Here is a 13,175-nt window from a genome sequence, read left to right as displayed (position 1 = left end):
CAAGCTATCCCTTAGAGGGGTTCATTCGCTTGGCGGAAATCATGGGTGGTCCACTCTGAGACCTGTTTTAAAGCAGACCTGTCAGGCAGCCAAATTTGGGCAATACCAGCAGGGTACCCAACACCGGTGCGACGTTCAGACCGTCCCGAAACGCTGCTTCGTCATCACCGGAATCGGCACGCAAGAGTCATTGCCCTTCCAAGGAGAGGCCCCAGTGAAATGTCCCCCAGCGGTTGGGCGATTGTTGCCCCGAAAAATTGCCATGCTCAGTGTGGTTCTGCTTCTGATGCAGGCCTGGTCGTTACCCTCGCATTCGGCCGAGCCCACCATCCGAAACGTCACAGACGACCCGACGGGCGTGGACTACCGCCCACAGTTTTCCCAGGATGGACGATTCCTCATTTTCGAGCGCTCGGCCCTAGTCGGAGACAATCGCACGATCACCTACATCGTGCCGTTCGAAGGTGGCATCCCCAAACCACTGAGTTCTGGCAATACACCTGTGGAGCAATCCCGCATGCGCTGGTCGCCAAAGGGCGATCTGATCGCCTTCACCGGAAACGGGCCGGGCGATGTGTCGGCCACTTGGCTCATGGACAAAGATGGCTCACACATTCGCCGTGCACCATCGCCGCAGTTGGGCAACGCCGAATACCCCAGTTGGTATCCGGATGGGCAACGGATTTTGGAAACGGTTGTGAACGACAACACGTTGCGGTCGGTGGACATACGAAATGGCACGGCCGTCGAGATCGCCACTTCACCCGCTTTGATGATCGGTATGGCCTCGGTGTCCCCCGATGGCAAGTGGATTGCGGCTGCAGCCCAACTGCGACAAGCCCACCCCTACGATCAGCGGGTGAATCAAATCTGGATCATCGGCAGCGATGGACACGCGCATCCATTGATTGCGGGCGAACACGAAGGCCGCGCGCCCACCTGGTCGCCGGACGGAACCAAGATTGTCTTCGAGAGCAACCAAGGCAGTCCACGGCCCGCGTTCTACGCCATATTCCTCGCCAACGTCGATGGTAGTGGGCTCCAACAACTTACGCCCTTTGAGCGTAACGCCCAGCACCCCGTCTTTTCCCCGGATGGCAAATGGATCGCGTTTTCAGAGCGCACCGACAAGCTCTTGGGGGCTCATGGGCAGAGCGTGGCCATGATGCGTGCTCCTTGATGGATGAGGTGTTTCTCGCTTGTTAGTAAGGTCCAATTTCGAGCCCAAAGCGACCATTCCGTAACATGTAACTTCTGTCCTTTGCCCTGTCATTTGCACGGCAAGTCGCGCAGTGATTGTTCAATCAACTATATCCATAGTTGACAAGCCGGGCCGCTCCGGTATCAACTACATCCATAGTTGACGGAGCGCGAAGGCATCATGACCATTTCTCTCACCGATCGCGAAGCCGATGTCATGCAAGCGCTATGGGACCATGGCCCCTCGCTGGTCGCCGAAGTCCGCGAGCGATTGCACGACGATCTCGCCTATACGACGGTGCTTACTGTGCTGCGCGTACTCGAAAGCAAAGGCTATGTGCACCACGAGGAAGAAGGACGAGGGCACCGCTACTTCGCCAGCATCAAGGAACAGGCAGCGCGCAAGAACGCTGTGCAACATCTGACCGACAAACTGTTCAAGGGCTCGTCTGAACTGCTCTTTTCGCATTTGGTGGCCGAGCAGAAGCTGACTCCTGAGCAGATACGTCGCATGCGGCAACTACTGGCCGAGCGCTCCGATAAGGAGAAGAAGCGATGACTGCCTGGATGATGTATGTCGTTCTGGTTACGTGCGCACTGAGTGGTGCGGCGCTTGTCGCTGAACGGGCGGCGAAGATGCACCGCGCTGCGACACGTTGGGTATGGATCGCAGCACTGGTTGGCTCGTTGGTACTTCCAACAGCCATCGCATACTCGTCGATCCATATACCCAATACGTTCAAGCCCGGCTCTCCTTCAACGACCATTGTCTTGCGTAACGCGACGTCCATACCCATGCCGATGCTGCTGCCAGATTTGGACGGGGCGCAGCCAGACGACGATACGTCCATCCACATAGATACGTTGATCCGGAACGTCTGGATAGCAGCCTCCGTATTGATGTCGCTGATTCTCGTCTTGAGCTCAGCGCTGTTGCATCGACGTAAACGTCAATGGTACGAAGCACAAGTGTGCGGCCAGCACGTTCTGGTCGCACCCGATGCAGGGCCGGCTGTCATCGGGTTGGCGCGCTCGCGCATTGTCGTGCCCGCATGGCTATTGTCAGCGAGCGAACAGCAGCAGCAATGCACGATTGCCCATGAGCGATCGCATCTGAACGCGCACGATCCGCAACTCGTAGCGTTCGCTTTGCTTGTGCTGACACTGATGCCCTGGAATGCACTACTTTGGTGGCAGTTCAGTCGCTTGCGCCGCGCTATCGAAGTGGACTGCGATGCCCGCGTCCTTCACAGCGGTCACGACATCGATACCTATTGCGAAACGCTGATCCAGGTAGGAGAACATCAGTCGAGTCGCATCGCGGTAGTGGCGGGAATGGTCGATTCCGCATCGTTCCTGGAATTTCGGATACGCCATATGTTGCGCGAGCCAAGAAAGTGGGCGCGCGTGACGGCAACGGCACTCGTATGCGTTGCGCTGGGCATGGCAGCCTTTGCCGCGCAGGTGACGCCTCCTGATCCGGGTCACCGAAATTCGAATGCCTCCGTCGTGCTGAGTAGCGACACGCTTGACCGTTACGTAGGCTTCTATCAGAACGATTCCCTCTCGCTCATTTCGGTGACGCGCAATGGCGATGGTCTGGACGTCAGCGTCAGCGGAGAGATCGGTGTTCCCAAACCTTTCCATATCGTTCCCATCGGCGCGACTGAATTCGCCGTGCAGGGCGACAACCCTCTTGGCGTAGCCCTGTTTCCCGGGGATAAGCGCGTCGACCCCACCGTGCACTTCGTTACGGACAACCAAGGGCGCGCCCTGCGGTTCGTCGCAAGCCAGAACGGACACGTTACCTTCGACCAGCCGCGCATCGACAAGGCCAATGCCGATCGGATCAATGAAGTACTCGCCGCCCGCATCAAAGCGCAGAAACCATTCCCCGGCAGTGAAAAAGCGTTGCGACTGCTCCTGAGCGATCCCGACAGCGGCGCAGGCATGGGCGATGGCTTGGCTTGGGTTCGCGCCCACAACAAGGCTTCCAGAGAGAAATTTCTCGCCGAACTCGGACCGGTCGAATCCTACACGTTCAAAGGTGTCACCAAGTTTGGTTCCGATGACTACCTCGTCAAGCGTAAAAACGCGACGGAAACCGTATTGCTGGTAGTGGACGAGCAAGGAATTTTGGTGAGCGCTCTCCAATACGACTCTCACAGTCGGTTTGCCCAGATGGACCTGATACCGGGGAGCTAACCGAGGTCCAGCCCGAACGTAATCCACCTGTGGCCATGGCGAATGGCCGCAACGATGCCCTTGCACTTTTTAGGATGGATGACATGACATGCAAAACATCGCGCCGCGCTTCGTTTCAATGGGCCAGCGTCTGGTTTTTGTTGATCGCTTTCATCGGCATCGTTTCGCTGCCTGCGAGCGCTACGGACATCAAGCCGGGCACTCGCGCCGGCGTACTGCAGGGTGCGTTATATCGCATCGATATCCCTGAAAACTGGAATGGCGGTCTGGTGATGGTGATGCACGGCTACCAGCCCGTAGGCGGGAGAATAACGACGCCGATGACGGCCGCCGATGCCACGCAGACCTTTCTCAAGCAACGCTATGCCGTTGCGCAAAGCCAATACGCGTCGCAAGGCTGGGCCGTGGGCGATGCGATTGCCGACACCGAACGTCTTCGCGAGTATTTCATCCGCACCGTTGCGCAGCCGACCCGTACCTACATCTACGGCTTCTCGCTAGGCGGCCTGGAGGTGGCGGCAAGCATCGAACGTTATCCTCACGCCTATACCGGTGCCTTGATAACGTGCGGTGGAACCCTCTCGACGCCCGAATTCGTTTCCCGCCTTACCGTTACACCGCTGCTGGCCTTCGACACGCTGATCCCTGGCATCCTGCCCGATCTGGCCGCTCCCGGTTCGCCGCCAGTAGTTCCCCGGGATGTCTTCGCCAAGGCATTGCAAGCGCATCCGCAGCAGGCCGCCGTGCTGGAAAAGCGCCTGCAGGAAACGGCGGATACGCTACCGGGCGAGCTGTGGCTCTATTACTTTGCGCTGCGCGAGATAGAACAGCGTGCCGGAGGCCTGCCGTTGGACAATCGCCAGACCGTCTATCACGGCTTCGGCGACGACGCCGCCTTCAACCGCAAGGTGCATCGCTACGCCGGCTCACCTGCTGCCATCGCCTATGCCCAACGCAACGTCACCTTGACCGGCCAGATCGATACACCGTTGGTGATGCAGTGGAACGTGTTCGACCCCACCATTCCCGAACGCTTTCACGACATCTATCCCGAGCAAGTGCGCGCAGCGGGCCACGGCAAGCTGCTAACCATCCTCGCGCCAGTCGGCCAGACGCATTGCAACTTCACCGATGTGCAGACCGATGAGGCATTCGAGACGCTCTTGCGCAAGACAGGCGCCGTAGACTGAGTTTTCACGCGTTTCTTTACTCGTCATCCCAGCTTGATCAGCTTCGCTGTTGTAAGGCACCACGCTGAAATGACGGACGTCCAAAATTTTCTGAGATATGACGCATGCGATCTGCCTCCATTCGTTTAGCTCGTTGTCTTGCTGTCTTCTTTCTTGCCGGTCTCGCGGCGCCCGTCTTTGCGCAGTCCGATACCGGACCGACGAATTCGAACGACCCTGCATTGGCAAGATTCGATAGCTTTGCCTCGGAGCTGACCAAGGAAGACAAGTTCTCGGGTGTCGTGCTGGTTGCTCGCGACGGTCATATCTTGTTCGAGAAGGCCTATGGAAAACGCGACGCCAAAGGCAACGATCCGATGACGCTGGACACGCGCTTCAACCTTGCCTCGGCCGGCAAGATGTTCACCAGCGTAGCCGTATTGCAGCAAATAGCGTTGGGAAAACTCTCGCTGGATACCCATGTCGGCGACGTGCTGAAGGATTATCCGAACCGAAGCTTTGCCGACACGGTTACCGTCCGCCAATTGCTGACGCACACCAGCGGCGCGGGCGATGTCCCTCTGCTTGGAAATGAAAATGCGGCAAATCGCGCACATGTGCACAGTGTTGCGGATATGGTTGCGCTGGCGAGCAAACAGCCGCCGGACTTTGCACCGGGCACAAAACAGCAATACAGCAATTTCGGTTTTGTTGTTTTAGGCCGCATGGTCGAAGTCGCTTCCGGCGAGGACTATCAGACATACCTGCGCCGCCACATCTTCGAAGCCGCCGGCATGACACACACCGGATTTATCGATTGCGCGACAACAGATCCGGATCTCGCCGTGGGTTACACCACCGACGACGGCAAGCCGGTATTCAATTGCGAAACCTTGCGTGGTTTTCCCGCTGGCGGCGAGGCATCCACCGCTGGCGACATGTATCGCTTCGTTCAAGCCTTGCAGTCGGGCAAACTCATTCCACCGGCGCTGTTCGCACAGGCAACCAAGACCTATCGCATGTTTATGGGCCTCGGCTTCTTTGCGACTGACTATGGCCCTAACATTCCTGAGCGCAACTTTCGCTGGGGTCACGGTGGCAGCGCAGATGGCGTGTGCACCGATATACGTACCTATCCGCATACCGGCGAAACCATCATCACGCTCAGCAACCAAAACCCACCGAACTGCTTCCCTGTCGCAAACTTTCTCCATTTGGATTATGCAAAAACCCATCGGGCGAACTGACTAACAGAAATCCGCTAGATCGGTGTGGTGTCCGCTTTGACCCAAGGCGGACCAGCCCTAAGACCAGAAACGCGTGCACTGGTTGTGATGCCTTCGTGAAGGGTTTGGCGGGGCTTTTAGCACTGTCTGGTGATGTCCGATCATGAGACGGTGTTGCCTCCCTTGACGCAAAGGAGTGCCCCGCACGATGGGTAAGGCAAGCGAGGACATGCGTGAGAGTTCTCTCACGCATACCAACGATATCGTCATGCTGTGCACTTCGCGCGCGCGCCGTCGGCACCGTGCGTTATGCATCGCGACCGCCGTCTGTACGCTAACGCTCAGTGTACGGCCCGCCATCGCCGCGCAGCCGGACGGTCCGCCGACAGCGCGCACGGTCGACGTCGTCGACCAACTCTTCGGCAGCACCGTGCACGACCCTTATCGCTGGATGGAGGGTGAGCACAATGCAGAATTCCAACAATGGCTCGCCGCACAGGGCGATGACACGCGAGCCAAGCTCGATGCGTTGCCGACACTGAAGGCTTGGCAGCAAACCCTGCAAAAAGTCAGTAACACCGCCGTAGTTCACCGCGCCCAGCGCTATGTCAACGGAAGGTTGTTCTTCATCCGCGAGACGGCAGAGGGCAACGGTGTCTTGATGGTGCGCGAGGCAGAGGGTTCTGAGCGCGTGTTGCTCGATCCGGCAACATTGAAGGACGATGGCGGCCACGCCTCGATCACCCTGTTCACACCTTCGCCTGACGGCAGCAAGGTGGCGGTGAACATCGATCACGGTGGTAATGAAGTCACTCGCTTGGAAGTGCTCGACGTAACGAGTGGCAAACCCACCGGTGACACGGTTGAACCGGTGTGGGGCGAGTTTGGCGCTGAGTGGCTGCCCGACGGCAGCGGTTTTGACTACACCCAGATGGCGCCACCCGATCAGCGCACTGGCGGCGACCCGCTGCAGGATATGCGCTTGCGCTTGCACCGGCTTGGCACACCGGCATCACAGGACCCGATATTGCTGCGGGCGGGCACCGGAGATGGTGCCAATCCTTCGTTTGCGATTACTGCCAATCGCTTCCCGGTCATCGAATTTCCTACCGACTCGCGCTGGGCATTGGCCGAGGCGCTGGGGGCGCAGGTCGAACAGCGCTACTGCGTGACAGCGCGATCCGATGCGGTAAAGCCCGGTGCGACCTGGCGCTGCATCGCCGACCTCAGCGATGAAGTACAGGATGCCGCCATTCATGGCGACACGCTCTATCTGGTCTCCAGCCACAAACGATCCAACGGCGAGTTGCTGGCGTTGGACTTGTCGCGCCCGAATGCATCGATCAAGGACGCACGCTCCATCCTGCCGCTGCAGGACGACGACATGATTGTCGGAGTCAGTATTAACGATACGCAGATGGTCGCGCCGGCGCGCGACGCCTTATATGTGAAAGTGTCGAGGAACGGCATTGACGGCATCCGCCGCATCGACTACCGCACCGGTAAGGTGGAAACGGTGCCGATGCCGCTGGTGGGCGCAGCTTCGTTGTTCCATGCCGACGACAACCAGGACGGATTTCTACTGGAACTGCGAGGGTGGACCACGCCGCCGAAGTCCTGGCGCTACGATCCGGCAAACCGCGCCATGCACAGCCTCGGCCAGGACGAAGCGAGCCCAGCCGATTACGGCATGATCGAGGCGACCGAAACCGAGCTGGTCAGCAAGGACGGTACGCACGTGCCACTCACGATCCTGCACCGCAAAGATGCCGCACTGGATGGCAGTCATCGCGCCATCCTGTTCGCCTATGGTGGCTACGGAATGTCTATCGTTCCGTCGTTCAGACCTGACCGGTTGGAATGGGTCAAGCGCGGCAACATTTTCGCGTATGCGCACGTGCGCGGTGGTGGCGAGAAAGGCGAGGCGTGGCATCAGGCTGGCAGGGGACAAAACAAGCACAAAGGCGTGGAAGATTTTGTCGCCGGCGTGGCGCGGCTGAGCGAACTGGGCTACAGCCGTCCGGAACGCACTGCGCTGATGTCCGGGAGCGCCGGTGGTCTGTTGATCGGCGGCGCGGTGGTGGGCTACCCCGACCGTTTCGGTGCCGCCGTATTTTTGGTCAGCATACTTAATCCGGTGCGTCTGATGCAGTCTCCCAACGGTGCTAACCAGCTGGGCGAAATGGGCGACCCGCGCAAAGCGTCGGACTTTCCCTGGATCCTGGCGACAGACCCGTATCAGCAAATTCGTCCAAACACTGCCTACCCGGCGGTGATGCTGGACGTGGGTCTTAACGACAGCCGCGTCGCTCCGTGGGAGACAGGCAAGTTCGCTGCGCGCTTGCGCGCTGCCGACACCAGCGGACGACCGGTGTGGATTCGTACTGATGCCCATGCGGGGCATGGCATCCAGGTCTCGCTCGGCGCGGAGGCAGCCGAATACTCCGATATCTTCGCCTTCCTGGATGCACAACTGCCGGTGCCCTAGAGAAGACCGCCATTGAGTGGCCAAAAATGGTGGCATCTGAAAAGAACGCTGCGAGCTAATAACTCCCTATCGCATCAGTTTTCGCAGTTGCCATCGTTTCTGCTTTCGACCCGAAGCGGACATAAACAAGATAGCGAAAGGGTATTGAACTACCTCGCACTTGGCGTGGCTTCCAACTTAAGCGAGAAATTCGGGTAATGGAAAAGTGGGTATTACACCGTGCGAGGAGCGAGCAAATTTGGCAGATCGTCGTTGTGGCATTCGCGGTCGCGGGAGTTTCGTTTTCTGCTTCGACAGCCTTCGCGTCGTAGCCCTAATCGCCAAGAGGTCCGCCATTAGCCGGCCGCGCGACCGCTCCATCGCCGTGTCAAAACCTGCGTTGCAAAGTGCAGACCCGGTTTCGGGTCGTCCAAACGGAAGGAGTGAAAATGCGCTCCAGCCCACTGCAACAGAATGTTCGACAATGGTCCGCGTGCTTGCGCGCTTTGTGCGCGAACGGTGCTGATGTCTCGATAGAAGTCGACGCAGCCGGCGCCTACCTTGTAATCAAGCGTCGCCCGATGCACCGGTAAGCCGAGCGCATCCTGATACGCCATTTCGCAAACGTTGACGCCGCAACGCGCCGCAAACTCCACGTATGTCCAAGCGCGCGTATTGACCTCAAGAATGCGGTAAACACCATCGCGCTTATCGCGTTTGAACTCCGCGCTGAAAATGCCGCGATAGTTCAACTTCGCCAACAGCCGCTTGACATCATCGACCGGCGTTTGCAGCTGTTCGAGCGGAATGCTGCGGCAATACGAACTGTTGCCAAAATCCGGTGGCGAAATACGAATGCGCTGGCGCGTAAACAAGCCGGTCATTTCGCCGCTTCCATCGCGAAAGCCGTCAACAAAATAATGATCCGACGCGGTGCCGGGCACGTATTCCTGTGCCATCAGGCGAAAGCCCTGATCGTGGAGGCGTCGCCATGCAGCATGCAGTTCGTTCTTGTGCGTGACCCAAATGCCTTTCACGCCGGTGACATCGCTGAATTTTTGCGAGTTCACCGGTTTGATGAAAACACGGTCGAGCTCGTCGAAAGGTATCGCCTCAATATCGGCATCGCATTCGATATGAAAGGTGCGGGGGTGCGGAATGTGCGCGCTTTCCAGGAACGTGGAAAAACGCGACTTGTCCTGCAGAATTTCCTGTGTCTCGCGCGAGCTTGTGCTGAGAAAATAGCGCGACGCAAATTCGGTATGTGGGAGATCCGTAAGCCACAGTGCGGCATCGTCGGCACCGGCAATTAATACGGCTTTTTGCAGCGGCATTTGGCGCAATAGTTCGTATGCGTGCGATCCAAGTGAGCCATCCCACGCCTTTCCCCCGGGAGTGGGGCGATACCAACGCGAGTGAGTGACGTGATCGGAAGCGGGGCACGCGACATAGGCCGGGATGCCGGTCATCGCTAGACAACGCAAAATGCCCAGCGCGGTCGGGCCGCGGCCCAACACGATCGCCGGCACACGATGATCATCCTTTTTCCCCATGGCACGCTCCGGTATACGGTGTTACCAGATAGCCGTCACAGCTGTGATCGACGAGGCATGCTAGCACTGCGTGCGGAAGCTTCTGCAACGAGTAAGAACTTGCGTGCGGCTGCCGCATGATCAGTGATTTTTCATTGATGCCAACTGATCAAAAACTGTCGCCAAGCTGACTTTGTTGTCGCGTGGCAATAGTCTCAAAGTCGCAATGATCTGTAGCTCGCCAGGTCATACGGCTTTTGCGCCTTTGCCAGTTGGCGGTCGTATGCCGAGAAGGAAGCCTATGACCTTCGAGTTGGAACGCGCTGAGTCGCGAAGCAACTACGGCGGGGTGTCTGCTTTCACCCGAAGCGGACGCTCGTAAGACAGATCTTGGATCGCAATCGGTACTAGCAGTGAAAGGGCGTGGCACATGGACACCGCTATCTCAAAACCAATCATCGGCGCACGCTGGGCCGCGGTTTTTGTTCTGCTTTTGATCGTTGTCTTAATGGGCAATGGGGCGCAAGACATCCACCTATATAACAACGTCGTCTGGTACGTGGTAACTCCGCCCAGCGGCATTCTGGGGGCGTTGGTGGCGTGGCTTTGGATACGTGACTTCCGGGCGAAAAATTACAAATACAGGGATCGGGATGGGGCTAACTCTCAGGATGAGCCTTCCAGAGCAGCCCTTAAGGCATTGCTTATTGGTTGCGTCATGGCCGTCTTCTTTTGGGTGATCATTCAAGACCTGCTATTTCTTGCCGTCCGAATCATGCCGGCAACGCCAGTTACCTTCGAGACAACCGTGACAGGCTTGGAGAATCGCAGAGGATGTCATTCCATCGTCGTTGTTTACAGAGACACTTTTACCTCTGGTGAGGTAAGGCAGTGTGTCGCATATGCGCTAGGGCAGAGATGGATTGGCGAACCGATAATTGTGGATGAATTCGCTGGGCTTTTGGGTACAAGGTTCGACCGAATCGCCTATAAGGACGTGCCCTATGGCGGTAGGTAACATGTGCGGCTTGGCTTAGGAATTAATTGTCCGCTTGACGCTCTGGAACTCGATGCAGATATATGGTGCACCTGGGCTGTATAAGGCGGGATGATCGGGTTACTTCCAAGGTCCGCTTCCGACCTGAAGCGGACATCATTGAAGCTATCGCCCACCATTGGGATCACCGCAGGTTTAGCGGGAGGTTAGATGTACAAGAAATACTGGAACCAGTTGCGTGCATGGACATACGCTTCTTGGGGAGTCGTCATCCTTGGCTACATAGTTGGATGTTTGCTTTCGCATTTTTACCCCGAGGCCGCCAATAGCTATCTTGTTGCATGTTGGATTGTCGCCTTTGGATACACCCGTCTAGTAATAATTTTTTTCGGGTGCCCGAGATGCGGTAGGCGTTTTTTTATGCCAAAGGGCCGTAACCCGAACATATTTGCTCGACGGTGCATGCATTGTGGGTTGCCTAAGTGGGCTTCCGATCCAGCCTAACGAATCAATGAGCTAACGAAGGATTTATTCAAAGGCTAGTCAGCCTTGACTGAGCTGCGGCTTTTCTTAATGTCCGCTTTCGACTGCCCAAAGCGGACGTCGTCAAGAATGTGGTATTAAGCGAACCTCTAGTTTTTATTTCCGCCAATCATGCTTTCGACATCAGGTACGGTGCTGTTCGTGCTGGGCATCACCATCGTATTGATGATGCCGGGCCCCACCAATACGCTGCTCGCCGCGGCCGGGCTCCGGCAAGGCGTGAAGCGCGCGGCGCGCCTTGCGGGCGTCGAACTTGCAGGCTACGTGGTGTCGATCTCTGCCTGGGGATGTTTTCTGACGCACGCCGCGCACTCGCTCATCTGGTTGCCAATATTCGTGCGGATAGTCAGTTGCTTGTATATCGCGTACCTCGCGGTGCGCATGTGGCGCAGTGCCGTCGTGCTCCAGACGTCGCCACAAACAGCGATCGGGCTGCGCACACTGTTTGTCGCGACGCTGCTCAATCCGAAAGCAATTCTGTTCGCCGGCACGATTTTTCCGTCGGCTGCATTCGCAGACGGGTCAACCTATCTGAGCGCGATGGGGATTTTCACTGCTCTGCTGATCCCGATTGGGCTCGCGTGGATCGCGTTCGGTGCTGCGCTCGGTAGCGGCCGACTAATGTGGATCAGCACTGAGGGCGTCCAGCGATGCGCGTCAATCGTGCTGGGGGCATTTTCTGTGTCGCTGGCGTGGAGCCTGTTTCATTAGCAAACTGCGAGGGCAATGTGTCTCAGCTTGAAGTCCTGCTATCTGAGGCCGAATGCCTGCTTTCGACTGCCGTTTCAACCGGTGAATGCAACACATTGACCAAACGGCTTGGGGGCGTTTAGAGGCACCCCCGATTCCCTGAAGACCGCCTTAAGCTATCCGCCGCACCCCTCGCGCGCATTTATCCCTCCATTTAAGGTGTCTGGGAGATTCACGATTTACGTAACTCATCAGGGCGGGGGATGGCGTAGTGGCCGCTTGTTTACAACTCAGTACAGGGTGTTGCATTGACCCATTGAGCTCACAACCCAAAGCAGACATGAGCACCCCCAACGTCACTATTCCATTTGCTCGCGCGCATACCGCGTTGGCGGCAAACCGACATAGCGTGTAAATGCAACGCTAAACGTGCTTGCGGAGCTGTAGCCAACGCGGCCCGCAATGTCCGCGATACCGGCTTCTTTCTGTCGCAGCCATTTCTTCGCTAACGCCATACGCCACGCAAGCAGATACTCCATCGGAGCGACGCCCACTGTGCGGCTGAATCGCTCGAAGAATGCCGAGCGGGAGAGGGCTGCTTCTTTCGCCAGTTGTGCAACTGTCCAGGGCCGGGTTGGACTTTCATGCATGTGTCGTATCGCGACGGCGAGGCGTTCGTCGGCAAGCCCACGCAATAAGCCTGGCGATGCTGCAATCCCAGCGGTGGATCGAAGGGCTTCGATGAGAAGAACTTCTAAAAGGCGTTCAAGGATGACGTCACGCGCGGGCCGCAACGCGCGAGATTCTTCGCTTACAAGTTGCACGATGGTGGCCAGCCTCTTTTCGCCACGAACGTGCACGAGTTGTGGGAGAAGCGAAACCAACAAGGCGGCGTCCGGTGACTCAAAGACGCAGTAGCCGATCAGCATTCGAACGTCCGGCGGTCCGCTTGGAATACCGAGTCTGAATTCGCCATCGGGCAATGCGATGGGTGGCGTGACGATGTCCTGCGATGCCATCGGTTCGAGACTCGACGTCGTGAAGCCATACGCCGAAGGGATCAGAACAAAATCGCCTTCCTGCAGAGTGATCAACGGATGTCCGTCGGCCTCGAGGTGGCAAGAGCCGTCGAGGATCACACAATAG

At 57.6% G+C, this 13,175-nt stretch carries 10 protein-coding genes; 8 read left to right on the top strand and 2 right to left on the bottom strand.

All coding sequences use genetic code 11. From position 1 onward, the window contains the following. Positions 1–262: 262 nt before the first annotated feature. From VK725_RS14015 to VK725_RS13990, 6 genes are all read left to right on the top strand, one after another. Positions 263–1,180, top strand: coding sequence for a hypothetical protein (locus VK725_RS14015; protein ID WP_325318671.1), 918 nt, complete (start codon positions 263–265; stop codon positions 1,178–1,180). Between the two features lie 201 nt (positions 1,181–1,381). After that, positions 1,382–1,759 carry a BlaI/MecI/CopY family transcriptional regulator gene (locus VK725_RS14010; protein ID WP_325318670.1) on the top strand — a complete coding sequence of 126 codons (378 nt, stop codon included), beginning with the start codon at positions 1,382–1,384 and terminating at the stop codon, positions 1,757–1,759. Further along, on the top strand, positions 1,756–3,405 hold the full coding sequence (locus VK725_RS14005; protein ID WP_325318669.1) for a M56 family metallopeptidase: 1,650 nt from the start codon (positions 1,756–1,758) through the stop codon (positions 3,403–3,405). The genes VK725_RS14010 and VK725_RS14005 overlap by 4 nt, the downstream gene beginning before the upstream one ends. A gap of 83 nt (positions 3,406–3,488) precedes the next feature. After that, the gene (locus VK725_RS14000; RefSeq protein ID WP_325318668.1) at positions 3,489–4,595 is read left to right on the top strand and encodes a hypothetical protein; all 1,107 of its coding nucleotides are present in this window, start codon (positions 3,489–3,491) and stop codon (positions 4,593–4,595) included. A 104-nt stretch (positions 4,596–4,699) separates the two neighbouring features. Next, positions 4,700–5,821, top strand: coding sequence for a serine hydrolase domain-containing protein (locus tag VK725_RS13995; protein WP_325318667.1), 1,122 nt, complete (start codon positions 4,700–4,702; stop codon positions 5,819–5,821). Between the two features lie 208 nt (positions 5,822–6,029). Continuing rightward, complete coding sequence (locus VK725_RS13990) at positions 6,030–8,288, top strand: prolyl oligopeptidase family serine peptidase (RefSeq protein ID WP_325318666.1); 2,259 nt, start codon at positions 6,030–6,032, stop codon at positions 8,286–8,288. 335 nt (positions 8,289–8,623) lie between these two features. On the opposite strand, the gene VK725_RS13985 is transcribed toward VK725_RS13990, so the two are convergent. After that, on the bottom strand, positions 8,624–9,820 hold the full coding sequence (locus VK725_RS13985) for a hypothetical protein (protein ID WP_325318665.1): 1,197 nt from the start codon (positions 9,818–9,820) through the stop codon (positions 8,624–8,626). Positions 9,821–10,229: 409 nt separating this feature from the next. Here VK725_RS13985 and VK725_RS13980 point away from each other — a divergent pair, with 409 nt between their 5' ends. Together VK725_RS13980 and VK725_RS13975 are read left to right on the top strand one after the other, a co-directional pair. After that, the gene (locus VK725_RS13980) at positions 10,230–10,817 is read left to right on the top strand and encodes a hypothetical protein (RefSeq protein ID WP_325318664.1); all 588 of its coding nucleotides are present in this window, start codon (positions 10,230–10,232) and stop codon (positions 10,815–10,817) included. Between the two features lie 663 nt (positions 10,818–11,480). Beyond that, positions 11,481–12,050 carry a LysE family translocator gene (locus VK725_RS13975; protein ID WP_325318663.1) on the top strand — a complete coding sequence of 190 codons (570 nt, stop codon included), beginning with the start codon at positions 11,481–11,483 and terminating at the stop codon, positions 12,048–12,050. A 338-nt stretch (positions 12,051–12,388) separates the two neighbouring features. Here VK725_RS13975 and VK725_RS13970 read toward each other — a convergent pair. Next, a partial coding sequence (locus tag VK725_RS13970; protein ID WP_325318662.1) for an AraC family transcriptional regulator occupies positions 12,389–13,175 on the bottom strand: 787 nt, incomplete at its 5' end.

The organism is Dyella sp. (assembly GCF_035486915.1).
GTDB lineage: Bacteria > Pseudomonadota > Gammaproteobacteria > Xanthomonadales > Rhodanobacteraceae > Dyella_B.
This window is presented reverse-complemented; position numbering and strand designations above follow the sequence as displayed.

Coding starts and splice junctions, on each gene's coding strand:
- VK725_RS14015 (WP_325318671.1), top strand. CDS start 263: ATGCTCAGTGTGGTTCTGCTTCTGATGCAGGCCTGGTCGTTACCCTCG.
- VK725_RS14010 (WP_325318670.1), top strand. CDS start 1,382: ATGACCATTTCTCTCACCGATCGCGAAGCCGATGTCATGCAAGCGCTA.
- VK725_RS14005 (WP_325318669.1), top strand. CDS start 1,756: ATGACTGCCTGGATGATGTATGTCGTTCTGGTTACGTGCGCACTGAGT.
- VK725_RS14000 (WP_325318668.1), top strand. CDS start 3,489: ATGACATGCAAAACATCGCGCCGCGCTTCGTTTCAATGGGCCAGCGTC.
- VK725_RS13995 (WP_325318667.1), top strand. CDS start 4,700: ATGCGATCTGCCTCCATTCGTTTAGCTCGTTGTCTTGCTGTCTTCTTT.
- VK725_RS13990 (WP_325318666.1), top strand. CDS start 6,030: ATGCGTGAGAGTTCTCTCACGCATACCAACGATATCGTCATGCTGTGC.
- VK725_RS13985 (WP_325318665.1), bottom strand. CDS start 9,820: ATGGGGAAAAAGGATGATCATCGTGTGCCGGCGATCGTGTTGGGCCGC.
- VK725_RS13980 (WP_325318664.1), top strand. CDS start 10,230: ATGGACACCGCTATCTCAAAACCAATCATCGGCGCACGCTGGGCCGCG.